At 46.7% G+C, this 26,886-nt stretch carries 18 protein-coding genes; 3 read left to right on the forward strand and 15 right to left on the reverse strand.

The window, feature by feature from the left end:
- Positions 1 to 5: 5 nt before the first annotated feature.
- The 5 genes from gspG to F5971_RS14135 are packed head-to-tail and all read right to left on the reverse strand — an operon-like array spanning position 6 to position 7,493.
- On the reverse strand, positions 6 to 425 hold the full coding sequence (gene gspG, locus F5971_RS14115) for a type II secretion system major pseudopilin GspG (protein WP_081763743.1): 420 nt from the start codon (positions 423 to 425) through the stop codon (positions 6 to 8).
- A 28-nt stretch (positions 426 to 453) separates the two neighbouring features.
- Entirely contained in the window at positions 454 to 1,659 is a 1,206-nt protein-coding gene (locus F5971_RS14120; RefSeq protein WP_193495543.1) for a type II secretion system F family protein, read from the reverse strand.
- Positions 1,659 to 3,377 carry a GspE/PulE family protein gene (locus F5971_RS14125; protein ID WP_193495546.1) on the reverse strand — a complete coding sequence of 573 codons (1,719 nt, stop codon included), beginning with the start codon at positions 3,375 to 3,377 and terminating at the stop codon, positions 1,659 to 1,661. Before F5971_RS14125 ends, F5971_RS14120 begins: the two co-directional genes overlap by 1 nt.
- Positions 3,374 to 5,593: an NF038132 family protein gene (locus tag F5971_RS14130; RefSeq protein WP_051514258.1), complete on the reverse strand. Its 2,220-nt coding sequence runs from the start codon at positions 5,591 to 5,593 to the stop codon at positions 3,374 to 3,376. The genes F5971_RS14125 and F5971_RS14130 overlap by 4 nt, the downstream gene beginning before the upstream one ends.
- Before the next feature lie 58 nt (positions 5,594 to 5,651).
- Positions 5,652 to 7,493, reverse strand: coding sequence for a CAP domain-containing protein (locus F5971_RS14135; RefSeq protein ID WP_193495548.1), 1,842 nt, complete (start codon positions 7,491 to 7,493; stop codon positions 5,652 to 5,654).
- A gap of 171 nt (positions 7,494 to 7,664) precedes the next feature.
- Here F5971_RS14135 and F5971_RS14140 point away from each other — a divergent pair, with 171 nt between their 5' ends.
- Entirely contained in the window at positions 7,665 to 8,042 is a 378-nt protein-coding gene (locus F5971_RS14140) for a hypothetical protein (protein WP_036508775.1), read from the forward strand.
- Between the two features lie 61 nt (positions 8,043 to 8,103).
- Here the strand turns inward: F5971_RS14140 and F5971_RS14145 are convergent, their stop codons facing one another.
- Positions 8,104 to 9,456 carry a hypothetical protein gene (locus tag F5971_RS14145; RefSeq protein WP_193495551.1) on the reverse strand — a complete coding sequence of 451 codons (1,353 nt, stop codon included), beginning with the start codon at positions 9,454 to 9,456 and terminating at the stop codon, positions 8,104 to 8,106.
- A gap of 380 nt (positions 9,457 to 9,836) precedes the next feature.
- A complete protein-coding gene (locus tag F5971_RS14150) occupies positions 9,837 to 12,260 on the reverse strand; it encodes a Kelch repeat-containing protein (RefSeq protein ID WP_193495553.1) in 2,424 nt (807 codons plus the stop codon).
- Positions 12,261 to 12,508: 248 nt separating this feature from the next.
- Between F5971_RS14150 and F5971_RS14155 the strand changes: the two genes are divergently transcribed.
- On the forward strand, positions 12,509 to 12,886 hold the full coding sequence (locus F5971_RS14155) for a hypothetical protein (protein ID WP_036508768.1): 378 nt from the start codon (positions 12,509 to 12,511) through the stop codon (positions 12,884 to 12,886).
- A 191-nt stretch (positions 12,887 to 13,077) separates the two neighbouring features.
- On the opposite strand, the gene F5971_RS14160 is transcribed toward F5971_RS14155, so the two are convergent.
- Both F5971_RS14160 and F5971_RS14165 read right to left on the reverse strand, forming a co-directional pair.
- On the reverse strand, positions 13,078 to 14,445 hold the full coding sequence (locus F5971_RS14160) for a Fic family protein (protein WP_193495556.1): 1,368 nt from the start codon (positions 14,443 to 14,445) through the stop codon (positions 13,078 to 13,080).
- A 126-nt stretch (positions 14,446 to 14,571) separates the two neighbouring features.
- A complete protein-coding gene (locus F5971_RS14165; protein WP_193495610.1) occupies positions 14,572 to 14,754 on the reverse strand; it encodes a hypothetical protein in 183 nt (60 codons plus the stop codon).
- Between F5971_RS14165 and F5971_RS14170 the strand changes: the two genes are divergently transcribed.
- Positions 14,749 to 16,143, forward strand: a complete 1,395-nt coding sequence (locus tag F5971_RS14170) for an MBL fold metallo-hydrolase RNA specificity domain-containing protein (protein ID WP_193495559.1) — start codon at positions 14,749 to 14,751, stop codon at positions 16,141 to 16,143. The genes F5971_RS14165 and F5971_RS14170 overlap by 6 nt on opposite strands.
- Positions 16,144 to 16,182: 39 nt before the next feature.
- Here F5971_RS14170 and F5971_RS14175 read toward each other — a convergent pair whose 3' ends face one another.
- The 6 genes from F5971_RS14175 to F5971_RS14200 all read right to left on the reverse strand — a co-directional run bounded on the left by F5971_RS14175 (position 16,183) and on the right by F5971_RS14200 (position 26,874).
- A complete protein-coding gene (locus F5971_RS14175) occupies positions 16,183 to 17,628 on the reverse strand; it encodes a hypothetical protein (protein ID WP_036508757.1) in 1,446 nt (481 codons plus the stop codon).
- A gap of 82 nt (positions 17,629 to 17,710) precedes the next feature.
- Positions 17,711 to 18,016 (reverse strand): nucleotidyltransferase domain-containing protein, encoded by a 306-nt coding sequence (locus F5971_RS14180; RefSeq protein ID WP_193495561.1) that lies wholly within the window; start codon positions 18,014 to 18,016, stop codon positions 17,711 to 17,713.
- Between the two features lie 10 nt (positions 18,017 to 18,026).
- The gene (locus F5971_RS14185) at positions 18,027 to 18,446 is read right to left on the reverse strand and encodes a nucleotidyltransferase substrate binding protein (RefSeq protein WP_036508753.1); all 420 of its coding nucleotides are present in this window, start codon (positions 18,444 to 18,446) and stop codon (positions 18,027 to 18,029) included.
- A gap of 502 nt (positions 18,447 to 18,948) precedes the next feature.
- Complete coding sequence (locus F5971_RS14190) at positions 18,949 to 20,865, reverse strand: hypothetical protein (protein WP_193495563.1); 1,917 nt, start codon at positions 20,863 to 20,865, stop codon at positions 18,949 to 18,951.
- 31 nt (positions 20,866 to 20,896) lie between these two features.
- Positions 20,897 to 21,829, reverse strand: coding sequence for a hypothetical protein (locus tag F5971_RS14195; protein ID WP_193495565.1), 933 nt, complete (start codon positions 21,827 to 21,829; stop codon positions 20,897 to 20,899).
- Positions 21,826 to 26,874, reverse strand: coding sequence for a glycosyltransferase (locus tag F5971_RS14200; RefSeq protein WP_051514455.1), 5,049 nt, complete (start codon positions 26,872 to 26,874; stop codon positions 21,826 to 21,828). Before F5971_RS14200 ends, F5971_RS14195 begins: the two co-directional genes overlap by 4 nt.
- Between the last annotated feature and the right edge of the window lie 12 nt (positions 26,875 to 26,886).

Raw genomic sequence — 26,886 nt, forward strand, 5'->3', positions numbered from 1 at the left:
GGGACTTAATTCCAGTTCCCAACCACGGCATTTTCACCCTCACCCCCTAAGCGCCCATCCGCCCCGTACGAAAAAATGTCGTAAGGGCCATACTCACCTGGCGAACGATACACATACTCTCGATTCCAAGGATCTTTAGGCACTTGATTGCGTCGTAAATACGGCCCCTTCCAGCCGTTAGCACCTGGATTCACCACCAAGGCATTTAATCCCTCTTCACTCGACGGAAAACGCCCAACATCCAGCATAAACAACTCAACTGCCTGCTCCAAATCACGAATTTGCACCAGTGCCGTATTACTCTTTGCCCCCCCTAGCTGATTTAAAACACGCGGTCCAACCAAACCGGCCAACAGCGCCAACACCGCAAGAACTACCAATAACTCTATGAGTGTAAAGCCCCTAACCCCACGATTTTTATACATGAAACACCCTTCACACTAACCGACAAAATTAAAATATAAAGTCATTCACCGACAAAATACCCAGTAAAATCGCCACAACCATAAACGCAATTGCCACCCCCAAGGTTAAAATCAACGCAGGCTCCAATAAGGTCAACAAGCGCTTGATTTTAACCGCCACCTCCGCCTCGTACAGCGCCGACAAGTCCAAGAGTATAGCATCCAAGCGCCCAGTTTCTTCACCGACTCGAATCATTTGAATCAACGTTGGCGTTACAAAACGTTTGAAATCCTTTAGCGTGTCTGACATGACCCGGCCGCTCTTAACCGCCGGAATTAACTGAGCAAACGCCTGCTTCATGGTTACCAAAGACAAGGTGTCTAATGCAATCTCCAATGCTTTGACCATCGGCACCCCTTTTGCCAAAAGGGTTCCAAGGGTCCGAGTAAACCTGGCCACTTCAAGAGTGATTAATAATGAGCCAACCAAAGGCAATCGCATCAAAAATGCTTGCAAAGACGTTTGCCCCTTGTCCGTCTTTAACCCTTTCCATACAAAAACAGCCAAGAGCACAGCCCCAACCAACATATGTAGGGCATAATGACTAAAAAAATCACCAACAAACATTAAAACACGCGTCGGCAGCGGCAACGCATCGCCCATATCTGAAAACAATGTATCAAACTGTGGGACAACAAAGCCTAACATCACCCAAATAGAGATAATGGCAAACGCCAGCAGAATGGCAGGATATATCATCGCAGAAATAACATTTGAACGAAGTAGACGCAGCTGTTCGAGATAGTCAGCCAAAGTGCTCAAAACCTCAACCATGCGGCCACTGGCTTCACCTGCCTTAATCAGACTCAAATAAAAACGACCTAAAAACTTTTCGTAAGGCGCCAACGCCTGACTCAGAGGTTTACCTTGCTTAACCTGCTGACGAACATCCGTAATAAACGCTCCCATAGCGACATTCGATACTGTTTCACTCAGCAATTTTAAGGCTCGCTCTATCGGCAAACCCGAGCGCATCAAGACAGATAAGTCTCGGGTAAAACGACACAGCTCAACCAAAGGAAACGCCCTTACGGAAGACGTAATCACCTCATCTTGACTGGAAAAAGCGTCAATTTGAAGGACCGTTAACCCTCGCGCTTTTAAGCGCCCAACCAAAACATCCGGTGACTCTGCAGAATCCTTGCCCTCTAAGATGGCACCTTGGCGAGTCATCGCCTTGTACAAATACTCCATTAAATCAGTGCATCCATCATTTGATCTTGTGTCACTCGTAACACCTCCTCAAGGCTGGTTACCCCCGCTGCAACCTTGTGCAGACCGTCTTCATAGAGTGTTAGCATCCCTTGCTCGATCGCAACTTCATGAATAAAGGATGCATCTCGTCCAGCTAGCACGGCCTCAATTAACCTACCATCCAATACTAAGAGCTCATGAATAGCAGTACGCCCTTTGTACCCAGTGCCTTGGCACTGTTCACACCCCAAGCTTTTGAATTGTGTCACGCGCATCTCACTCACTTGAGCGAGCTGAGCATCGGGAGAGTCCACCGGAACTCGGCAATGCGGACACAAGCAGCGCACCAAACGTTGAGACAAAATAGCATTCAAGGACGAGGTGATTAAATAAGGCTCGACCCCCATATCAACCAACCGGACAATAGCCCCTGCGGCTGTATTGGTGTGAAGCGTTGATAACACCATATGACCAGTCAAGGCTGACTGCACAGCGATTTTGGCTGTTTCTGAATCTCGCATCTCACCAATCATGATAATGTCAGGATCTTGCCGCAAAATTGAGCGCAGAGCATTAGCAAAGGTTAAGTCGATTTGCGGTTGCACCTGAATCTGATTCACACCCGGCAATTGATACTCAACCGGGTCCTCAACCGTCAACACCTTGGTGGATTGACAGTCGAGGCTGTTTAACGCTGCATATAAGGTCGTGGTTTTACCCGATCCGGTGGGACCCGTCACTAACAGTATACCGTGCGGTCTTTCAAGCAAGCTTTGAAAACGCTGAAGATGATGTTTAGAAAACCCCATATCCGTCAGACCTAAACGGATACTTTGCCGATCAAGCAGCCTCATCACTAAGCTTTCACCATGAACGGTGGGCACGGATGACACCCTTAAATCAAGCTCATGCCCTTTTATACGCAGCATAATTCGACCATCTTGCGGCAAACGTCGTTCAGCTATATTCAAATTTGCCAGCAATTTTACACGTGAAATGATCGCGGGCGCCAAGGACACATCAGGCGCTGATAGTGACTCTTGAATCACGCCATCCACACGATAGCGGACAATTAGCCGATCCGAAAAAGGCTCAATATGAATGTCTGAGGCACCGAGCTCTAAGGCCTGATTAAAAAAATCATTCACGATTTTAATCACGGGCCCTTCACTGGCGAGGTCTTTTAAGTGCTCAACAAACTCATCATCACTCGCATACTGATGGGTGTGTAACAACACCTCCTCATCCACATTAGGCTGCTGGTAGTCAGCCAGCACACGATCAATATCCTGCTCACGTGCCAAAGCTAAGTGAACTTTTTTCTGATACACCAAGGATAAGGCTTTCTGTAAGAAAGGATCTTGAGGAATAGAGGCAGCGAATAGAATTTGCCCCTGCACATATTTGACAGGAACAACCCGATTCGCCGCAAGAAATTCAAGATTGATTGCTGGCAGCTCCAGCCTGCTGTCGGAAAAATCATGCGATCTCAAGTAAGGCAAAGCAAGCTGCTCAGACAAGGTTTCTAGAATGATCGACTCATCAACCAAACCTAGCTGAACCAACACCTGCCCCAAAAGACCACCCATCTCCGCTTGAGCCTGAAGTGCTCGGTGTACATCTGAAGCGCTGATCAGACGCTTGGCAAGCAAGCGCTCGCCAAGCTTCGATTGGGTCGCCACACCTGTGGCAACCTCTTCAGACCTCCCTTCTATCATTTTTGTAAAATAACCGCCGGTAACCAAGGTGGCATTCCTTGACGCTTACGCTCACGCGGTGCTTTCCCCACGTAAGGCATGGTAAATGCCATACCCGAAGCATAGAGTTGGTCATCCCAATTCACAACCCCGACCTCTAAATGGAAATAGCCTGACTTTGGCAGTGTATACGTGGCTTTAATCCAGCCGCTATACCCGCATCCCTCGTAATAGCAATCACCACTGTCATAGCCTAAAGCTGACCACTCAGGGCCCCCCGGAATAATCCGGTTGACGGCAGGAGTAATCACCGCCGTTGGTGCAGGCATATCCAAACCGGGAACCGTATTGCCATTTTCCGTGGTACGTGCCGTAAACAGTAATGACTCTTGGTTCAGTTCGGTGTCTAAGAGACGCGCCCACGCATAATCAACGTAATCGGCCCCATCCGACGTTACATAATTAAAATAAAACTCTAATATTTCACCCTCGGTTCCAAAGAATGGCGGCGACAATGATCGAGAGCCGTTAGTCGGGTAGCCTGAGCCGCCCACCCCTTCTAATGCTACGTTGTTCTCTTGTGATCCAAACGTACTCACCCACCGCACTGGCTCATCAACGGGAGGACGTGAAACGACACCATCCGTGCCTGCCACACCGCAGGTTCCTTCACAGGACCAGTCTTCAAACGCCAACAAGGCAGTGATAGCATCGTAGCAATTGATTCGAGGGAAAACGTTGGCAGGGTTACGCCAATCTTGAACCTGAGTCCCTGTTGCTTTCAAAACAGAAAAAATTTCATCGACACCGGCTTCAGGGCTGGCTTGTTTTAGCAATGACCAACAGCCTGCAACTTGCGGCGCTGCCATGGAGGTACCGTGCCACGCATCAAACTGATTGTTAAAAACAGATGACCGAATCAAAGAACCCGGCGCTAACAAGGTATCAAAGTTAGAAGACAAATTACTGTAACAGGTAACACGATCAACACTGCCTGTGGGATCACTCCAGGGTGATGGGCAATAATCTTGCTGGTTCGAGAAATTGCTGTCCCAAGTCGATCCAACACTGATGGCCGAAGAGATACACGCAGGCGAGCCAATGCTATTGGTAAAACCATCATTGCCCGTCGCGATAACGGTTGGGATTCCAACTGAGCGCAAATTATTGATAGCGCTGGTCATTGCCATAGACAAATAGTCGCAATGGTAAAAATACTGCCCACTGCCCAAGCTCATATTAATCGCTGAGATAGAATGGTCAAAACGTGCCGTATCATAAATATATTCAAGTGCCGAGATAATATCGTCGTCATATGCACCAATACAGCTTTGCTCAAACGGGTCACAACTCTCATCACCACTAAAAACCTGAACAGCTAAAATCCCTGACGCAGGTGCCACCCCTTGCAAACCGCCGCCACGAACATTCCCCGCAACGATCCCCGCGACATGGGTTCCATGATCGCAACCCGGGTCTAGGCTCGCACTACAGGCCCCACCTGCATTATTGCCAATTTGGACAGCACTGCCATTTGGGCAAAGCGAATTTTCTAAGTCAAAACCACCCTCACCCGAAAAGCAAGCCTCAGCGACCACCCTTCCCTGCAAAAAACTATGATTTTTATCCACGCCTGTGTCTAAAACAGCAACATTCCATCCGGTCCCTGTCAAATCACGAGCAAAGGCAACATCCGCACCAATCACACGCCCACTTTCAGGCAGCATCGGCTGGTATTTTTGGATTCGCTCAATGCTTAATACCTCAGGTGAGGTCAATAACGCCTCTAATTCCTGCTCATTGACTTCAAGCGTAACAAATGGAATTGAATTAAATGTTTTTACACGAGCCGTTTGCAGACGCTCAGACAAGCGTCTCTGAGCCGATTGTATTTCGGCACGTTGAGTGCGTACCTGTGCCGCTGACAGCTTGCCTTCTTCAGCAAAGGGAACGGCTATGCCCACTCTCAACCGAATAGTGCCCTGCTCGCGCACTTCGTCAAGCAGTGCAGCATAAGGAGATCCTTTTGAGCGCGATTGAAAGTTTGCGACGGAGGTGGACTGAGATGTGTCAACCAACAACTGCCGTAACTGAGGCGCTTCCCTTTTGGGCTTTGCATCACGTTGGGCTCGGAGGTTGTCATTCAGGGTATCCGAATAAACATACGGAGTTGACAGCACGAGTGCACTTAAAACCCCCAGTTTAAACGCGGTTTGAACTTGCTTTACTCTAATCATAATTCATCCATAATTTAAACGATTAATACAAGGCTAAATCAATATTCAAACACGCCAATCAGGGTGTGATATGAAATAACCAAACGGGTAAGCCCTTACGCTTCTTTCTTGGAGCCTGCTCATCATCCTTAGGATCGTCCCTAAAGTCAGCAAGTAACTCAAAACGTTTGCCTGGTCCCCACTCCGTAAAGTGATCTTTAAAAACTCGCGAACGTACTTGTAACCAAAAAATTTCAAAGGATTGTAAATCTAAATTGCTAAGAACTGAATCATTCGTTTGAATATTCATCAATAAGTCTAACTCATCCAGATTTTCCAACTCAATACTGTCTAGACGCCAGCCTACAGACGCCGACACTTGCGGAAAATAGCTTCCATCATTAAAACGATAGCGAAAGCGCATTTGAAGCGTTTGGTTTTCATAATCGCCTAATGACAAACGAATCTGCCTGACAACTTGCCCTTGGGGATTGCCTACTCCGGCTTGCTCCCACAAGGGAGTCCAGCTTAAACCACCGTTATCACTCACCTCAAACGAGGCAACTTGACCATTGCTCGCCCACCCTAAATAGCTTTGAAAAGCGATATGAGAATCTAAGTTCACCAAAAATGTTTGCGGGAGCACCAACAACTGCTCCCTTGGAACTGGATGAGCCAAATGGTATGAACGCTCTCCCTCCAATGCCTCAATACCCGATACGTATCCGCTGTAACCTTCGGAACGCAGGATCTCTAAATCATCATCCACCTCAGCATCATAACGAGCCTCGGACTCAAGAATAGTCTGTACACTCCATTCGTAGCCATCTGTAAAGTGTAATCCGAAAATGCTAAATGCTACCTCATCATCCCTGTATAACTGTTCAGGACCTTGCGGCAACATCGACTCACTAAACACACCCTGTGCAGAATACAAAGGATCAAAAATAGTGACTGAATAGTTAAACGTCTGAAGCGCTCCAGCAATGCGAACGCCGTCAATGATTACCTCATACTGCTCATCCTCCGCAACGGATTGCCAGCGATCTCCGTCTTTATAAGGTGATGGAATCCAAACCAACGTATTTTCACCCGCACCGACTTCGTAGGGCTCCAACATCAATGGATGCGCTTCACCGTTTCGAAACAACGTCACCTGCGCATCGGAAAAGTCCGCATTTGGATAGGTAAACGACCAACGGGGATACACGAGAGGATAAGGAATAAAACCGGGTGGCGGCCACGCAACAAACGCCTCACGAGTCTCTGGACGTGGGGCACCCCAAGACGCTAAATTCGGCGGATCAAGAACCCAAACTGCTCCAATTCGTGGATTGGGTGACTCTGGCACGACATTCCCCACACCCATTTTTTGGGTAAACGGATAAAGAAGCCATCGTCGATGACCGACGCTTTTATTTGAACTACCATAATCTTCGAATTGGTTTTTTACAGACCCCGCACCTGCCTGTCCGTAAGTTAAGTTCGACTTCTGCGCCCCCTCATCACCTGCAGCGGAGTAACATCGCATATCTGACGTAGGGAAATGGGTTAACGTATTATTTGCCGAGAGAAGTAACGCCGTTTCTTGCGCTTTACGTGAATAGGTTTCATCTAAAACAATCGTTGAAGGAACTCCCGCAAAGGCCCGGTACCAATTAATACGCCGAAGCGTTGCTGCTTCATAGGCTTCTGAAACTCGACCCGCATCACAGCTCTCAATACTTCCTGTCCAATTCGCCAATACACCATCAGACGAGCGATAAACCGTATTGTAAAACTGTCGAACCTGCTCTCGATCCGACACATCGAAAAAGTGTCCTTTAAAATCAACAGCCATTAACGGGGTTGCGAGACACATCCCCCCCACCATCATTAAAAACGAATAAAAACCACGGGGGTGGAATTGAAAAGGCAGCATCACAGAACCTTGGGGCATATTGGGATTGAAGGCATCATTTTGAATCAAAACGTGAAAAACACGCATTGGAGTTGGGTACAAAATTAGCTGAAATATACCACTTTGTCGACTTGAAAAAACCAAGAATTAATTTAGACTAGGTTAAACATAATTTGACAGGGACCCTTTGTTATGAACAAAACATCAATTTTGAAAAAGTTAAGCGCTTTCGCCGTTATCACCACCGCCGCTGTTGCTTTTAACTCTGCGGTTGCCGCTACAGGAACCATCACGGCACCTGTTGATCGGATCATGTTCGATAACGACCTATACGGTGCCTGTGTTGCGCACTTTCCAGCGCACAACCCAAAGTCGGTTTTACCGGGCTGCGCGGATAACTGGATAACTTTCGACTGCGATGCTCAATTCAATGACGAAAACAAAGCCTACGAAATGTTCAGCTTGGTGCAAATGGCATTTGCCCTTGAGAAACGTGTCCGTATCACCTTTACTGATGAACAAACCCATAACGGCTGGTGTGTCGCAAAACGCGTTCAGCTACTGCCCTAAGTAAGCATCGCGCACAAAAAAAAAAGCGAGGACAATGCCTCGCTTTTTTTGTTTTAAAACATTACTGCTGAATAATTGCAGGTAACCAGACGGGCAACCCTCCACGTCTTCTGGAGGTTGGCATGTCGACGCCACCGTCTTCGCTTAGCGCGACTCGATAAAAATAGGTATCAAAAACATTCACATACCCATCTGGATCAAGACCGGACTCTTCATCAAAACCTGCAATCAATCCAAAGGGATCCGTATTTATAATTGCTTTGGTTTCAAAACTTCCAATCATCTCATAAGAGAGCACCAAACCATCTCTAAAGATATAATCGCCCTCTGGGACCCATTCATAACCCGTGGCCGTAGGCCCAGCAATATCGACACGTAAAGCCGTCAAATCCAACCCAAACTCGGGCTCCAAACGGGATGATTCAGACACCACATCAAACACCAACCCCTCCTGTTCAAATGACAGTATTGGCTCTCCCAGACACAGGGTATTATGGTGATCATAAATATGCTTTTGTAAATTACCTATCACCTGATTATCACTCACAGCATTGAGCGTCACTATCTCACGAACACGCGCAAAAGGCCCCCAGATATTTTGCATCTGCACATTGTCATCTAACTCACACGCACTGGCAAAGACACCGTTTAATGAGGATAAATCGGCACTAAACTGACCTACTGCAACAATACCTTCAGCAAAGGGGCGCTGTAAGAAACCATATCTCAGTAATTGATCAAAGGTATTGAAAAAATCCATTAATTCCGGGAAGCCGTTGATATCCAAGTCCACATCATCATCGGCAAAGGTCCTGTGTAAAATCGTATCAGCACTTAGCAGGGCTTTAAACTCACCCCCGTCGACATGATCTTGGCTGAATGTAAAATCACCGACCACATAGTCACCCGAAGCTAAGCGAGTCGGCTCAGATGAAAAAGATCCACTATTATTTACATGATAGGTTACACGACTAACAGGCACAAAAATTCCGTACTCGGGATGAACCTGCATAAACTCAGAATCGAGCTCAACACGCACACCCTCAAAAGTTAAAGCGACCAACGGCTCACCAGAGCACGTCGTATCGGTATCCCTGTAATAATAAAAGACAGCGGATAAATCAACCTCGGTATCCTCACCAGATGGCTCAAAAAACTCGTAGACTTTTTCATAGGTTGGACGCCCTTGATAGCGCACATCTGTCACCTGCTGGCAACGCGAAACATAATGTCCCGATAAACGCTCTGACCAAGTATTAAACGAAACTCCCTCGAACTCCCCTCCCACTGACGTAAGAGTTGGCAAGTTGTCGGCCGGACTGTCGACATTCATCAATTGATTAGCAAACACACAACCAACTGAAGAGGCCAATCCTACGGCTATCACAAGCGGCTTTATCATCTTATTTTTCATAGTTTCATCCTAATTTCAACGGCGCCTATTTCCAGAAATCTCGTGTTTTCGGTCATACATTAACAAAAGCTTACCACAATCGAGCGACCCGCACTGACATCCACGAACTTAGTGGTACTTTACCAACATAAGTATATGCATAAAATGAAAAGATTATCGTCCTTGTTTAAAATGTGTCAACTCATTTTACTGTCAGCCTTTTAGGTTTTCCCCAAGTAAGCGCTTAAAATTAATTTGGTCTATTAGTATCCCTTCTTGTTTTAACTCTTGAACAGACAGCTCTACCCCATCACTTAGCCATCGTGCTTAATCGCCACACCAAGATTGACAAAAAAATCACCCTCGCCCAGCTGGACGAGAGTGAATGTTAAAATGACGCATTAATTATTGAGGATATACAACCAAATCGGTTTAGAACGACGTCTTGATTTATGAGGGTCTTCGGGTTCCTCAGGTTCTGAACCCAACAGCATAGGCTCAATCCAAAATGTGGTATTCACAGGGTTAAAGTTGGATCCATCCGCACTGCCCCCTGTTACCAAAATTCGACCATCCTGCAGCCCTAAAACCCCTGTACCACTAATGATAAAACCGTGTCTAAAACGATTTTCCGATAAATACACATGGCCAGATTGCAAATCAACACTTAATACAGCAACTGAACCCGCATCATCCCCTTCATTTAATGTTACAAGCACATGTACCGCTTGTTTATTTTGACTCAGTACCGGCTGAGAACCAAACCACATAGCCGTTGAACTTGGCAACTCTACCTCTGTAGGAACCCACTCAAATGCCAGGGTTGCAGTATCAAACGTGAACAGTCGGTAATAGTAAACACCACCATCGCGTTTCCAAGCATAAAACACATATTTTGTGTCAGAGACTTTCTGTGTTTCGTGCAAACGTTTGTCTTGCATCACATTCCAGCCAGGCTCACTTGGAAACATAAGCTGTTGATAGACAGAATTTAACCCGCTTACCGGATCATAAATCTCAACAGGCATATCCACATGCTGCCCTGTCTCCGTAATTCCGCCAAAAATAACCGCTCTACCGTCAACCAATGGCAGCACAATCGGATGTGAACGTCTTACAGAAAATGCATTGGTTTCTGAAAACGTATTCGTCTCAGGATTATAGACTTCACCATAGGTATGGGCTGTATTGTGCATCCACCAAGCCCCCACAACGAGAACCTTGCCATTATTCAGCAAGGCACTTCCCGCCCCAGCCCTAAACCGAACCATAGCTCCTCCAGCACTGTATGTGTCGGTTACTGGATTGTAAATTTGAGTATGGCTAAAGTTAGGAACGCCTAAATCGCTGCTTCCCCCCATAATCAAATAGTTACCGTTTGCCAACTTAGCGAAAGCGGGATCATCATGCTTGTATAACATCGACTGTAATGAAAACTCATTCGTAGCAGACGAATAGGACTCTGCTGTGTTCAGTGATCTAAAGCCACTGCCATGCCCACCCAATACACTCACCCCTCCAGATGGGTGTTGAACAATATGGTGTCCCATGCGTGCAACCTGCATTGGCACTCCAGCCATAAACTGAGTCTGCGTATCTTTTCTAATCACACCGTCTTGATCAGCCTCCACCGACATAGGCTCAATGAAAAATGTTTTATTAACCGGATTAAAGTTAGAACCATCAAGCGTTCCGCCTGTTACAAAAATCCGATTATCCTGCAAGCCCAATACACCAACACCACCTAAAGAATAACCAAGCGCAATGCTACGCTCTGATAAGTACACCTGCCCTGAGTGCAAATCGACACTTAACAACGCAACAGAACCCGCATTATCGCCCTCAGTCAATGTCACTAGCACATGCGCCGCCTGTTTATTTTGACTCAGCACGGGCTGCGAACTAAACGACATAACCGTAGAAGTAGGCAACTCAACCTCTGTTGAAACCCATTCAAATGCCAAACTCTCTGTATCAAACGTGAAAAGTCGATAATGATAGACATTACCTTCACGCTTCCACGCATAAAACAGGTACTCAGTATCGGTCAATTTTTGATTTTCATGTAAACGCTTATCTTGGACAACGTGCCAACCTGGCTCACTCGGAAACATGAACTGTTGGTACACAGAGTTTAATCCGCTCACCGGATCATAAATTTCAACAGGCATATCAACATGCTGTCCTGACTCAGTCACTCCGCCAAAAATAACGGCGCGCCCATCAACCAATGGCAGCACAATCGGATGAGAACGCCTCACTGAAAAAGCATTCGTCTCAGAAAAGGTGTTGCTGTTCGGATTATACACCTCCCCATAGGTATGAGCGGTGTTGTGTGTCCACCAAGCCCCTGCAACCAATACTTGGCCATTGTTCAACAACGTACTCCCTGCTCCCGCTCTAAAGCGAACCATTGATCCCGCTGGTGTATATGTATCGGTAAACGGATTGTAAATCTGAGCATGACTGAAACTAGGAATCCCCCAATCTCGACTGCCTCCCATTATCAAATAATGACCATTTGCCAACCTAGCGAAGGCTGGATCATCATGCTTATATAGCATGGACTGCAATGAAAACTCATTTGACTCAAATGATATGGACTCCGCAGTATCCAAGGACCGAAAGCCACTGCCGTGTCCGCCAAAAACTTTAACCTCTCCCGTTGGGAGTTGAACAATATGATGCCCCATGCGCGCAACCTGCATGGGGGCCCCCTCGATAAACTGTGTCTGGGTTTCATTTCTAAGTGAGGCTCCACCTAATGAAGGAAACAATCCAACAACGACGGCAGCCAAACAAAGAATACCCTTTAAACTCTTCATAACCTTGCCCTCATGAGAATTAAAGCATACCACTCACGTAATACGCCTTTATGCTATTAAGCATAGAGGGGTTTATTTTCGGGCAGGACAGAACTATTGATCAGGATCAACAAACCCATCAAAATTTTAAGCGACTTATAAAAACCTGCTAAATTCGCCGAAAATACGTTATTTTCGCCATTTCTGAATTTGCAAATACATAAATCTCACATAGACTTAAATCACAACATTTAACAGGGGCACTTGTTATGAAACACTTATCACTCTTTAAAAAGTTGAGCGCATTTGCCATCGCCGCCACCGCCGCCATTGCATTTAACTCAGCCATGGCCGCAACTGGCACGATCACCGCGCCTGTAGACCGTATTATGTTTGACAACGACCTATATGGTGCTTGTGTTGCGCATTTTCCTGCACACAACCCAAAATCGGTTTTACCCGGATGCGCTGATAACTGGATAACCTTTGATTGCGATGCGCAATTTAATGACGAGAACAAGGCATACGAAATGTTCAGCCTTGTGCAAATGGCATTCGCCTTAAACAAACGCGTGCGCATCACCTTTACGGATGAACAGACTCACAATGGCTGGTGTGTAGCTAAACGTGTGCAAATACTGCCATAACCAGCACTTCAGCTAATAAAAAAGGCGAGGGTTTAAAACCTCGCCTTTTTTGTTTGGAATATTGTTTATTAACCCGGCGGCAGCTCTTGTCGGAATGAGCCCAGTAGTCATAAGGCTTCCAGCCTGATTTATCAGACATAAATTGCCACCAGTTTAATAGAACCATTGATATGAAATCAGTTTTTATTAGACTATTGCACAGCCTTCCATGCAGAAAATTCAGAGGGGCGCAAACCATAACGAGCTAACACGCCTTCATGCAATCGTCTCAACTCTTCGACAATTAACGCTTGTAAATCATTTTGCTCAGCCGTAGGGATTTCTGTTTTTACTGTTTGTTGAATAAGTGTAAACGGATCTTGTTCAGGACTCGTCACAACCAGATGAATCGTTTGCTTGATAAAGTCTCGCCAAGTAAGGCGTAATGGATCTGGCTCTGCTAAATCTTGCTTTATCGCTAAATACTCTTGCGTCGAGCGCTCATAAGCCCAAACATAAAGATCGCGTAATAATTCGACTCGCGCCATTTCGTAAATGCCCAACGTAGCTCTGCTATAGGCTTGCTCTGGCACATCTAGAAAAGTCAACGGACATAGGTTAGCCCGAAATAGTGGCAGATTCGCAGCCAAGCGGGAGGTGCGTTTATTAATATCAGCAAACGGTTGCAAATAAGGTAAGTGCACCATCATAAAAAAAGATTGCTCAAATGCATCGCTAATCTGATTAGCTTTGTTAAGTAGTACATCGAGCGCCTCTTCTATTTGTACCAAAGCTGACAATGGACGATAGACACTCTGACTAATATCTACAGCATGTTGTCGAATTCGACCTTCATCGGCAGGATTTGGTAGCAAGTTTTCCGACAATGCACTGTGTATATTCATCAGGGTATAGCGATTAAATTCAGCTGAATCGATATTATCCACCAATAACTCAATAGCCGATTTATGGTTTAAAATCATTTGTGTCTCAATGGCAGCCTTACCCTGTGCGGACTTTCCATGTTCGATTAGCTCACGTGTATCTAAGCGAGAATAGGTATTTCCTTCCAAATGACTTGATGCCCATGACAAATCTATCAGCAACCGATTTAAAATAGCGCGAGAGTAAGTTCCCGCTGGTTCTTGACTGTCCGTGGTTTTGCCCATTTTGTGTAATTGACGACGCAATGACTCTGACAAATACCAGGTCTTATTAGGATGGTAAGAATCCAAAAAATCCCGTTGATAGCCTATAGGTTTCCGAGCTTCAAGCGGTTGATTGATATAACTTAATATGTCTTGACTATCCGCAGACACCGGGATAGAGCTAGGAAAAACATCGCCCTTATTCGTGAGGACATTTGTTTTTGATGGTGCTTCTGGTAGAACAACAGCACTGAAATAGCGCCGCCCCCTGCCATCCCCGCGAGCAACGACCAGCCCATCTTCAACCAGCTTGGCAACTTGTCGCTGCGCTGAACGTCTGGCTATACCGGGATGCATGGTCATGAGCTCTGCCATTGAGACCCCATTGGTGGATGCATTAATGCTTTTCAACAAATCGTTGGTAGATGACATAGTGTTGTTGGCGCAATTGTAAGTTAGGATTGGCGCAATTGTGGCGCAATTTCTGGAATCGCGCCAGCTTGAACGAGTTGCTTGGCGCGATTATGGCGTTTTTTTCAACTTAAAAAACGTTTAACCCTAAAAAGTGGCAAAGGTATCGCCCAGAAGAAACAAGACAGGAATAGGATTCACATGCTCTACGGCTGCTGTCGTCACCATGTTCACCGCGCCAGTCCCGCAGACGCTTTTTACACCTCTAAACGCTATGGTATACTCTGCTCGGATTTCGACACCACCGCGAAAAGGACTTATCGCATGCATATTATTCACCATGGCTCAGGTCAAGGCGTAACCGGCTCCTGCCATCAACTCTTTACTCACCCTGAACACAGCTTACTGATTGATTGTGGCCTTTTTCAAGGCTCTGAAGAAGCCGCCGACACCTCCAACCCTCACACCATCAACTTCGACATCTCCACGCTACGTGCCTTGTTGATCACACACGTACATGCCGACCATGTTGGCCGGCTACCCTGGCTATTAGCGGCAGGTTTTACAGGGCCTATTTTATGTTCGGCACCCTCCGCTGAAATGCTACCTTTAGTGCTAGAGGACTCTTTTACACTCAGCGTCAGCCGCCATACACGTGATCGAGACACCTTTATCAAACAGGTCATGCAACGCGTCAAGCCGTTGACTTACAAAACTTGGTTTGAACTCTATGACACCGACACTCATCGTGTTCGCTTGCGCCTACAGCGTGCTGGACACATTTTAGGTTCTTGCTATTTTGAAATTGAAATCACTCAACGTCCGTCTAAACAAAAACAAATTGTCGTTTTTTCCGGCGATCTCGGTGCCTCCTACACACCCTTATTACCCGCCCCTCGCTCACCTTGGCGAGCCGATGTTTTGGTGCTAGAAAGCACCTACGGCGATCGCCTGCATCAACACCGCCAGCATCGACGCCGGGCACTGCAGCAAGTCGTGCACCAAGCCTTGCAAAACAAAGGCACAGTCATGATTCCTGCATTTAGCATTGGACGCACGCAAGAACTTTTATACGAATTAGAATCCATTATTCATTTTGAAAAGGATCGAACCATTCGAGCAGATTTACCCTGGACAGCACTGCCCGTTATCGTCGACTCACCTCTGGCCAGTAACTTTACCGAAATATATAAAAAGCTGAATAGGTGGTGGGATACCGAAGCACATGCAACCCTACGCCAAGGACGCAATCCACTGGCATTTGAACAACTTATTACTGTTCAAGGCCACGACGAACATCTGCGCATGGTACACCACTTAGCGCAATCCGGACGCCCCGCCATTGTGATTGCTGGCAGCGGTATGTGCACCGCAGGCCGTATAGTGAACTACTTGAAACACCTGCTACCCGATCCACGTCACGCAGTGGTCTTTGTTGGGTATCAAGCTCAAGGCACACCCGGACGCATCATACAAACCCATGGTCCAAAGGGTGATGGCTATGTCATCCTCGATGATGACCGTATTGATATTCGTGCCAAGGTAAAAACCCTGTCAGGCTACTCGGCGCATGCTGACCAAGCCGAATTGGTGCGATTTGTCACACGCATGCGCTTTCCACCTAAAAAAATACACCTCGTTCACGGCGAATTAGCGGCCAAACGCGCGTTGAAAACAGCCTTGCAAACCAAACTTCCCAATACTGAAATCAGTATGTGAAAAATGACCAACAAGACCTTTTCAAAACGCTTGAACACTTTAATCCTGTTTCAAAAACAACCAAGCAGGCATGCCCGTTCCACGTTGACGCGTTGACTGATTGGGGGGTGGCGGTGGCGGAGTCATGCCATTAAAGTCACCCATCAAACGCGCAACCGTCCACTTGTTATGACCCGTTTCATTAATACTGGCCCCCACCAAAACAATTCGTCCCTTTGGATCAACAGTCTGAGTTACTTTTAATGGAAGCGTATTATCAAATGCGTATATAGTTTTGCCTTCCTCTTCTGCAAGGTATAAACCATTATCCCCATCAAACCCTATATCGGGTGTTAGATCAGGATTAAATAAACCGAAAAGACGCATCGATCCAATGCTCCACGTCAGCGGAACAGCGCCTTGACTATTCACACTTAAGAGGATTTTTCCATCCGGCATACGTGTTAAAGAAGCGCCTCTCGACAATCCCAAAAAGTTACTGAAGCTAACTGATGGCTCTAACAAAGGCTCGGTCTGAGCGACAATATCGCCTTGACGGTTAAAATGTGTTAGTCGGGCATTATAGGACTGATTGGTTTGCAACGACCCCGTCAGCAACAACACCCCACCCTCAGGCATGGCCAGCATCTGAGCAGCTGAGGTATTCGTAGGCAATGTCAACTCACCCTCCGTACCAAACTCGGTATCCAACACACCCGCTCCGGTGTAGCGACGTAAACGAGCTCCCGGAGAAATATTACCCTCCAACATCACATAGTAGGCACCATCTGTCGCCTCAACCACAGACGAAATATTCCCTCCCGCTGACCCCGTTGCCCCATCCGTACCAAACGTCGCATCCAACACGCCAGTGGGCAACAATCGAGCTAATCCATTCGGAAAAGACGCAACCAAAATTCGCCCCTCACTGTCTTGCCATAGGCCTGGATAAAACGTAGATAAAAGACTATTTGGGTCTCTAAACACCCCTTGGTCAGCAAACCCTGTATCAATCGTTCCATCAAGATTGTAGCGCTTAATCGTGCCTGTCACCCCAGGAACGGTATTCGCGAGTAACAACACCTTACTACCATCCGGTGTGAAGGCACCATGAACAATAAACTGTGCATCCGTTGTCACAACCGTATTTAAAGTCCCGTTCTCACGAATATTGGCAATACTGGCAACAACCTGATCAACCGTCCAACACCAATCAGGCGAACTGCATTGCTGCGCTCGCACAGACGTAGTGCCCAGCACCGAAAAAGAACTGTCGGGGTTCACCTTCGCTGCATACACATTATTATTACGATTATTTGGCTGCGCATCACCAAAGGTTGGAGACACGTACTCAATCCTTACCCAACCCGCCCCCGCCAAACTGGTATCAGGCTCCGCCACAGTTGCGTACGCCGACACCGTGCTAAAAGACGTTAAAATCGCAACCGAAAGTGAACATCGTAGAATTTTCTTTACATGCAACCCACTTAATTGAAACACCTTCATACTGCCTCCACTGCACATCACCGCCAAGTTATGAACTTAAATTAGCAGAGCAACCCGTCTTGTCAATTTCATAGCATACGAATCATACCTGCCGATCAAAAAATATTTGTCCAACGTGATCGATATGGTATCGCAAGTCCTTATTCTCTATTTGCTCGTAGAGAGAAAGATCAAGAGTATAAGGAAGTAGTAAATCATCCAGTTCTGTTTCTAACTCATTAAAGGTAAGCCAGTCCAAATCACCGACTATTGTTAAATCAATATCTGAGTTATCGCGGAAGGTACCCTTAGCTCGCGAGCCATAAACAATCACTTTATCTATGCTTGGATACTTGCTAAAAACATGGCATAGCTTATCAATATCAGCTTGGTTGAGTCCAAAATGCATCTATCTACCTTCAATCAGAAATATTTAAACGATTAAAAGTAAGCTCTAGCTCACTAAAGAGTCCGGCATAGATTAGCTCAATCTGTGAAATTATCTCATTCGCTGTGGATTCGTTATACGTATGAACCGTACGATTTCTATCCTGCAGCATAGCCATCCAAGCATGGCCATCTTTAATAAGATCACGTTTAAATGCTTCTCTAAAGGTATCTCTTGAACCAGCAAGATTCGCATCACCTTGCCACATTAAATAGTCACGCAGAAGATTCCATGCCAGCTCATATGTAAACTCAAACGCTTGTATTAATCCCTGCTTCTCCAAATCACTGAGAGATCGTTCTCGCATTAATTGCAGCGCATTTTTAAACTGTAAGTGAGCTCTCTTAAAATTATCAAAGCGCTGCATCCAGCGTATCTCTGCATCTGCCATTTAGGTTTAGTTTCCTTCGTTGAAAAAATTAGCATTACTAAAGTCTATCACTGTCACTCGCTCAATCGGCATTCTCGGCAAGGATGCAAACCAGTTTCATAATACTTTACTAAGACTTCCGCTCTTACAAAGTCAACAGCACTCCTTCTAGATTAAAGGCAACATATTGACTTTATTATCAATGCACTAAATAAAAACTCTCAAGGTTTCACGATGCTCTTTAGTATTAAAACTTCTCCCTACATACTGCTGAAAGAACTCAGCTGCTCTAAAACACCGCAAGCCTCAGCAAGGCACTTCACCTATTTCTTTCAGAGAGTGCATGCCGCATGGATGCGGCATTCAAGCCTATAGGGACATATTCACGGCGTCTCTCTGGAAGGAATGGGTGGACTGCCTAGCCACCACAACCAAGGAATAAACAGCTAAACGCATGTCGAAAATGGAGCAAACCTAGCCTAGCCCCCACAACCAAGAAATAAACCCACACAAAAAACTACAATCAACACCGAACAATCTGCAAACGATCAATCCTAAACACCGCCTCACAATCCGTCGGGTCGAACCGAACCCCCATCACATTACCACCCACCGTAAACTGAGCAGACCCTACCCCCTCCTTTAACTCAACAACCAACGCCTGCTGCTCAGAATACCCCTGCCCATAATCAATATACACCTTCGAAAACACCCGTCCCTTCTTCTTAGGCGCCAAAGACTTAAAATCCAACGCAACATTAAAGTCATACGTATCCGGCTTAATCAAAGGCAACAACGTCGAACACACCATAAAAATTGGATCATCACCCGTCGAACGCCAATACGCCGCCTCTTGATCCGACACCAAATCCTTTTTAGGCTCCAACTTCGTCAACAAATCAAACGCCGTTTTGGTAGAAGAAACCAAATCCTGCTTAGACAGATACGCCTGAATCGAAGAAAACTGCTTCTTGAATACACCGTCTGCAAACTCAACAAAATCCGGCACAGCGATTGAATAACTCACCTGATCCATACGCTTATCAAGATCCTCAACCGCATCCTTCACCTTCTCTATCGGATAGGCAATCGCATGCTTATTCACACTCTGAGCCGCCGAATCTTTAAAAAATGCCTGACTCATATGCGTAATGCCCGGACGCTCGCAAAAACGAGACACCAACATCGACCCCGTCATCTGATTTGCAATAAAAAAGGCAACTCGCTTCGCCACTTGCAACTTAGTAAACGGCGTCTCACCAATCACAGAATACACCGGAATAGTCTTAGACAGCTTAGACTTAATCTGCTTAATTAACTTACGATCCGAAGCCGACTCCTCTATATCCAACGCACGTGGCGAATGCGGATTTGTCCAACCATCCACCACCAACGCCACATCGGAATACTCTGTCGCTAAATGATTCACAAATGCAGCACAGGCATCCACCTGCTCAATCCAAGAGCGCTTCTGCGACGTCACCCCAAACCAAATCAACAGCGTATCATCAATACCCTTAAACTTAACGGCATCAAATGGCTGATGCAGCGCCGCCTTGACCACATGCTTATCAAACGCATTCACCAACTTTAAATGCAAACGCTGCTTAAATAACAACCCGACATGAAAATAAAAGCTGTCCTCAGCCGCCATACGCTTTGAAAACTCAGCAGGCTTTAAGGTGGCAGACCGCTCAGGCGTAATTTCAGAAAAAACAGCCGGCAACTGAACATAATCATACCCTTCCAACTGCACAAAAAAGGGTATTTTCTTTAAGAGCTTTTTACGATGCAAATGAAACATCGCAGGCAAACAATCATAAAACGTATGCGATGGACGACCATGCGCAGTCAAAACTCCACCAAACCTCTTGGGCTTATCGACATCACTCGCCTTCAACTGAGCAAAAAACGCTTTTACCAGCTCAGTAAAAAATAATACCTTACTGCCATGCCCCGTCAGCAAAAATAACTTAAACTCAGGAAAATACACAGCGTCATACGAACTGACATACTGAAATACAAAAAAATGGCCACCCGAATAATCAAACTTGAGTAGATTGACCACCGATGAATGAAAGCTCGTATCACAAATAGCCGGGGCATCTAAATGCGATAACGTACATCGAATTTGATTATGCTCAACAGCAGACGCAACTGAATTAGAAACAAACTCTTCACTTTTAAAATTCAACACAAACTCTTCAAGACTCTCTTGCGTCGTTTTTGATGCAGAATCACTTTCTAAAAATGCATTTAAACTCTCATACTCAATTAGTTCAGCAGACTCACACCACTGCTCCGCAAGCAATGGATAATCTTTCTTTTCTAATTTTTCAAAACCAAACTCAGAAGCAGCAACAGCCGGCTGAATACCTAAAAATGTCTTAAATGCCGAAAAGGCCTGGCTGACTGACGCTTGACTTAACTTACTGGACATATATAAACCTTAATAAAAAGACAAGGTCGAACTAACGCTTGACAGAATACCAATTAAAACTAACCCTCTCTGCTGAAAACAAAACCTCTTTACCCGCAGAGTCGACCCGTCGAACACACACACTGTTCTGCACCCAATCCCCTAAAGTGGGATGTAAAGCAACAAACATCACTCCTTTTTGTATCATCTGATGAGCACTTAACGAGCCTAATGGCTGTGAAACAGCACTCGATTTATTTAACTGAAACCCAACTCCTTCCATCTCTGATGCAAACGCTCGCTTCAACACCTCACTCTTGGCAAGCGGTTTCAATTCCTGAAATGAACCAAGGCCCGCTAGAGCACACCAACCTATCCCTTCATTCATCAAGACCGGTATAAACTCAGCAAAACTCTTCACGCTATCCGACGCCGAAAACACAAAACGAGCCTTAGGTAACACCTGACACAAACGCTCCACTGTTTCAGGAGCCAAGGCCAATGGCGCAAAAACAAATACACGTGCTTCATTGGCCCACTGAGACAATCCCGATACATCAGAGTTCACCACATCCGCTGTATTCAATACTAAACAATAGGCCGCATAGGATGGTTGTTTAGGTAATACCTGAGACTTTGACGGCTTAATCGACGCTTCAAATTCCGGCGTTTTGAGTGCCCTCAGCTGAGGAGTGACGGGTGATGAAACCGGCGCATCCGGCGTATCCAAACCATACTTAAAATAGCAATACACCGGATACAGCTTTGAACTCGGTGTCGAATGCGCATCACAAAATGCCTCATTAAAAAAGACACCCGGTGAACGCCCCTCCTTCACACCAAACTTAATATAATGAACCAAAGGATGCATACCCGACGCAGACACATCCGGGTATTCTTGCAAATACCATTGCGGATCAAACAGTCCCGAGGCTTCTATCCTTTTGCGTGCTTTATGCAGCTTGTATTTTTTAAACCACTTCATTGCTGAACACTTTTACGACCAACCCATTTCGAGTTGATGGCCCCTACTGTTTGATGAATATGCTGTCTCAGTGCTCGCATGGAAGCACTTGAAAACGCCGCTGCCACTAACGTTGGATAGTCAGGATGTTTCTTCTCCAATGCCAGCGCCCCTGCCTCCAACAACTGCGCCTTTTCTCCCTTAAAAGAGGCACTGCGCACATGGAACACATACGACCAAGGAGACAATAAATTGCTATACCCTAACTTGAATCCATTCATACAAAAATCGTTCTCCTCACCATAGCCTCTAGGGAATGCCTCTTCATCAAAGAGGCCAATCTCATCCAACAAAGACCGTTTAATCAGCATGCAAAACCCATTGCCCGTCGGTAGGGCCAAAGGCTTAATTGAGGCATTATTCAAGGTGATCGTACTGGCAAACTCATCGTAACTACAGCCCTGTGGCGGCAGGTTTTCAACGCCCTGGACCGGAAACGAGAACGCACCGGAATGATTTCCCATGGCCGTTACCGTGCCCACCTTCTCCTCACTGGCCGCCGCCATCCTCATACCAGTAAACCAACCCGGCGTGACATAGGCATCACTGTTCAGCAACAACACATCGTCCCGACCGGCTAGCTGAATCGCTTTATTGATGGTGCACGTGTACCCCATGTTTTGCTCATTGTGAACAATCTGAACCTTTGGCAGTCCTTCAAACTGCTCCAACATAGGGCGCACCGCCGCATCGGGGCTACCATCATTGATAATTAAGAGTCGAGTTGTATCAAGATCCGTATGCCTCAGCACACTGCGAATACACGACTCTGTCTCTTTAACCGCATTATACACAGGAATGATAATGGTGGTTGGCTCAACAAACGTCTTCAAACTGAAAGAGCTATGGGCTGCTGTACGCTCCAGTAACGCGCCATTCACCCCTCCACTATGGCGGGCAAGGCGCACATCAATACGCTGGCAATAACCACTTAAGTACGCAGCATTAAAACGTTGCATTAGCGTCTTGGGTGAATACTGCTCGACAATAAAACGACGCCCGGCCTCTCCCATGGCCGCTAAGCGCTCGGGCTGTTGGCACATCAACAGGATCTTAGCCTCAAAAGCATCCAGATCCTTAAAGGGCACAACATAACCGGACACCCCCTCCTGCACCAACTCAGCCAAAGCGCCCTTGTCATACACAATCACCGGCCGTCTGGCTGCCAACGCCTCCGCAACCGAACGCCCAAAGGACTCCGCAAACAGCGACAGATTCACCACCACATTCACCTCTTGCAAGGCGTCTAGAGGGGTTGCTTTGTAACCGGTAAAAAAAATGTTATTGGGTAGCTCACCCCGTTTAACGGCCGCTTCTAATGCCTGAATATCCTTTGTCCACTCTGGTCCCGACTTCGGCCCAACAAATGCAAAACGTGCATTGGGGGCAGACTTCGCACAACGCTTAGCCAGCTCCGCAAACTCGTAAATGCCTTTTTTCGGGAGATTACTGCTGATCAAACCAAACACAATACACTCAGGTTTGATCGAATTGGCAATATCCAGCGTGTCCACCTGAACAATATTCGGTGCAATAAAGGTATTGCGCCCACGCGTAAAATCCTGCGCCGTGGTCTTGGAGTTTGCAATAAAGTAATCCGTGCGCTCATACATCTTATCGATGATGGCATCGGTTGATAGGCCAATGTGCTTCGCAATCGCCGTGTCTTGGCTGATTAACTCGCGAATATGCATAAAGGTTGTCACCGACAACTCTCTCGCTGCCAGCATCGGCTCACGCAGCATAATAGTATTGCAATGCACAAACTCGATGCCATGATGCTGGATAATCGATTTAAACTTATTAATCGAACGGCGATCCGGGACTAACGACTCTTTCCAATGCGGGTAATGCAAACAATACACGGCACTGGCACGCGCCTGAATCGCAGCCAGATAGTCAAAATTCTGAACACCCGGCACCGACACCACTACATTCAGCTGCATTGCGTTCAGCGCATCCAGCATATCTAAAAAGCTACGCTCGCCACCGAACAAATGCACGCCCGCTGCATGCGCACACACCAGCACGCTGGGCGCATCAGGGTTCACTTCGCGCTGCCCGCTAAAGGCGGTATCCAGCTTCGCCCCTTTTTGCCTTGCCTCATCTTGCGTTGCAAAGTCGACAAAGGGCTCTGCAAACACTGGCTGAACGGGTTGATGCCCCAGCACAGGACGATAAATAGAAAGACCCTGCTGGGTTTTCTCAGGCAGATCAAGTGTCCAGCCTTGTACTTGCCAACCATCCGCTGCATAAATGGCTAAATCATCGGCGCGAATACGGCTTTCCCAACGGCGTAAAAACACTTGACGGTTGCGCAGGACATACTTGCCACGTCCCTGACTCTTACCCTCATGGTGGTACACCAAGGATTCTGGTTGATAATAACAATGCTTACCCGTGCCATGAGTCAGGCGTAAACATAAATCCACGTCTTCTTGGCCATTAACAAAAATAGGATCAAAGCCTTTTAGCTTGGCAAAATCCTGCGACCTTAATGCAATACAGGCCGCTGTAATCGCCTGAAGCTCACGCGGTGTGTTAGCTTCTTTACCCTCTGGCTCAAAGCCTGCGTATAAGGGATACCCCAAACTGCTCCAGGCATTAAAGACAACACCCGCACATTGAATCGTGTTATCTGGGAACAACAACTTAGGCTGAACCGCCGCCACCGACGCATCGCTTAAGGGCGCAACCAACTGATCAACCCAACCGTCGGTTAGGGTTGTATCATTATTTAAGAAAATGACCTGCTCGCCTTTCGCGGCATTGAAGCCAAGGTTACATCCCAAGGCAAAATTCATATTCTCACCATTGCTGACGCAATGTATCCACTCGTACTCTTGGGCATAACGTTGCAAGATCTCGGCGGTGACCGCATCACTGCCATTGTCCACCAAAATCACTTCACATCGGCGCTTGTTTTTACACTGAATTAACGACTTTATACAGTCTTCAGTAAGTTCAGGCTGGCTGTATACTGGAATCACAATTGAAACCAGATCCTGATCGTACTTTTTACTCACCAAATCCGGCCAGGAAATCAGCTGCTGATTCAGTACGGCATAGCGTAAATGTGCCGCATTGGCCTCCAGTGCCGCAGGCTCCTTGTATAAGGCGCGCTTTTCACGTGCACCGGATTTCAAATAGTGCACATAGGGCTCTACATAGGCTTTGACGACGTCTTGATTCAGCGCCCGATATTGAGAAGGTGAAAAAGCCTGATCCGGTGAAAGGCCCTTGTAGGTGCCACTTAACAGATAATGCACAATCAAATCGGTGCGCGACGCTTTGAGCTCAGGGCATTGCACGTAATAGTGTTGAGCATTAAACAACTCATAAGACCGAACCAATGCGTAATCGGCTTGCAAACGCTCATACTGACGCATCAAGGCACCAATATCGGCCTGCCCGACCGCCTGACCCGGTGCAACACACACCAAATCGACCTCATCCAGCGCCGTCGACGTCGGCTGCAACAAACCAATTTTAGACTCGGTTAAAACAGGTACTAAACCAAAAAAACGCTCAATCGCGTGCTCAAGCTTGCCATCCACTTTATAGTCGTCAGTCAACTCGGGATTGGTAAAGTTCGCAACTTGGCTTAACGCAAGCAAGGACTCCGGCCTTGCCCAAAACATGGTTCCGGCAAAAAAGCCCCAATCCCCTTCGGGATAGGCACACCCATACACCTGCTCCGTCAAACGCTGTATGTTGGTCAAATTCTCATACATGATCCGGGGGGCAGACTGAAACAAGGTTGCTGGGCCTGCACACACCAAATCAGGATCGTGTTTAAATGCGGTCACGACTTGATCAAACTGAGCGGTTTTTCCAATTAAAGACTTCAGCATCACATCGCGCCAAATGGTCGCAAGATGACTGTCACCCTTCTTGGTTTGTAATTTTAAAACGGCAACATAGCCCTCATTCACCATTAAGGGAATCACATTCAAGAAGGGCACTATGTCCATGCCTTTGTTGGGCGACACAAACACACGGGCACTGGGGTAACGCTTGGCAATATCCGCAACAACCTTTGCCCCTACGTTGGAGGTCGTTGTAATAAACAAATCAAAGGATGAGGTTATTTGATCTAAATACTCGGCAATCTCCTGCCAGATATCTTCATAATAATAATGCACCAGCACCGCAACTTTTTGCGCCGATGCAACCGAACGATCCAACGGGCCGGACTGTAAAAGGTCAGCGCGCAAAGCCTGCAAGACATCTGATTCAGGTGACCTAACGGCTTGCAACAGGGCCAAGTGTGCATTGAATACGCGGCTTTGAATCTCACGTGTATAAGACGAAGGCTCATGTAAGGCAAGCTGACGGTAGTGTAAGAAACGGCGTTGCGTGCTTTCATTCACACTCGGTGCAGCAGCTAAAGGCAGATACTCCGCCGCAGAATGAACATGTTGATGAAAATTAAAACTCACCCAATGATCCACACAGGATGCAAGCACTACCTTACTCTCACCTGCCAATAACGCTTGACTGATCGCTGGATTTGACAAGACTGGCTGCAACCGCACGTCGGCCACAATACATGTGCCCCAGATTACTTGATAAAGCCCCGCCATCACACAGGCATCACGCGAGGCATCCAGCATCACAACAAGCGCACATGGATGACTCAACACCTGTGACACCAAGCGTTCTAGATCGGCGACTGTAAGCTTAGGAAAGAGAGTGTCTAGATCGCCACTGGCATCAACCCAAATGTCCGTACTGGCAAGGCTGTCTAGATGGCGCTGCAGCTCCTCTGCCATCGGCTCAGACGCTGAGCCTTTAGCCACCCACACCGCTTGACCTAACCCAGCCTGATCGGGAGCACGTTTCAGTTGCTTTATCGCATAACGGAGGCTAAAAATCGCCTCTTCTTGCATCACAGGGGTCTCACGCAACGACTCCATGTAGTGTCGAATAGCCAGCACAAAGTCTTTTTGTGCTAAGTAATCATTACCGCGCGCAAAAGCCGATGCGCCTGTATTCGTATCCATTAAAAACACACC

The organism is Nitrincola alkalisediminis (genome assembly GCF_009821115.1).
In the GTDB taxonomy this organism is placed as follows: Bacteria; Pseudomonadota; Gammaproteobacteria; order Pseudomonadales; family Balneatricaceae; genus Nitrincola; species Nitrincola alkalisediminis.

Bases quoted from the DNA above. Each gene is read 5' to 3' on its own strand.
- F5971_RS14185 (WP_036508753.1), bottom strand. From the start codon at position 18,446: ATGGCAGATGCAGAGATACGCTGGATGCAGCGCTTTGATAATTTTAAG.
- gspG (WP_081763743.1), bottom strand. From the start codon at position 425: ATGTATAAAAATCGTGGGGTTAGGGGCTTTACACTCATAGAGTTATTG.
- F5971_RS14180 (WP_193495561.1), bottom strand. From the start codon at position 18,016: ATGCATTTTGGACTCAACCAAGCTGATATTGATAAGCTATGCCATGTT.
- F5971_RS14200 (WP_051514455.1), bottom strand. From the start codon at position 26,874: ATGGATACGAATACAGGCGCATCGGCTTTTGCGCGCGGTAATGATTAC.
- F5971_RS14150 (WP_193495553.1), bottom strand. From the start codon at position 12,260: ATGAAGAGTTTAAAGGGTATTCTTTGTTTGGCTGCCGTCGTTGTTGGA.
- F5971_RS14195 (WP_193495565.1), bottom strand. From the start codon at position 21,829: ATGAAGTGGTTTAAAAAATACAAGCTGCATAAAGCACGCAAAAGGATA.
- F5971_RS14160 (WP_193495556.1), bottom strand. From the start codon at position 14,445: ATGTCATCTACCAACGATTTGTTGAAAAGCATTAATGCATCCACCAAT.
- F5971_RS14125 (WP_193495546.1), bottom strand. From the start codon at position 3,377: ATGATAGAAGGGAGGTCTGAAGAGGTTGCCACAGGTGTGGCGACCCAA.
- F5971_RS14170 (WP_193495559.1), top strand. From the start codon at position 14,749: ATGCATATTATTCACCATGGCTCAGGTCAAGGCGTAACCGGCTCCTGC.
- F5971_RS14190 (WP_193495563.1), bottom strand. From the start codon at position 20,865: ATGTCCAGTAAGTTAAGTCAAGCGTCAGTCAGCCAGGCCTTTTCGGCA.
- F5971_RS14175 (WP_036508757.1), bottom strand. From the start codon at position 17,628: ATGAAGGTGTTTCAATTAAGTGGGTTGCATGTAAAGAAAATTCTACGA.
- F5971_RS14130 (WP_051514258.1), bottom strand. From the start codon at position 5,593: ATGATTAGAGTAAAGCAAGTTCAAACCGCGTTTAAACTGGGGGTTTTA.
- F5971_RS14165 (WP_193495610.1), bottom strand. From the start codon at position 14,754: ATGCATGCGATAAGTCCTTTTCGCGGTGGTGTCGAAATCCGAGCAGAG.
- F5971_RS14145 (WP_193495551.1), bottom strand. From the start codon at position 9,456: ATGAAAAATAAGATGATAAAGCCGCTTGTGATAGCCGTAGGATTGGCC.
- F5971_RS14155 (WP_036508768.1), top strand. From the start codon at position 12,509: ATGAAACACTTATCACTCTTTAAAAAGTTGAGCGCATTTGCCATCGCC.
- F5971_RS14120 (WP_193495543.1), bottom strand. From the start codon at position 1,659: ATGGAGTATTTGTACAAGGCGATGACTCGCCAAGGTGCCATCTTAGAG.
- F5971_RS14135 (WP_193495548.1), bottom strand. From the start codon at position 7,493: ATGCTGCCTTTTCAATTCCACCCCCGTGGTTTTTATTCGTTTTTAATG.
- F5971_RS14140 (WP_036508775.1), top strand. From the start codon at position 7,665: ATGAACAAAACATCAATTTTGAAAAAGTTAAGCGCTTTCGCCGTTATC.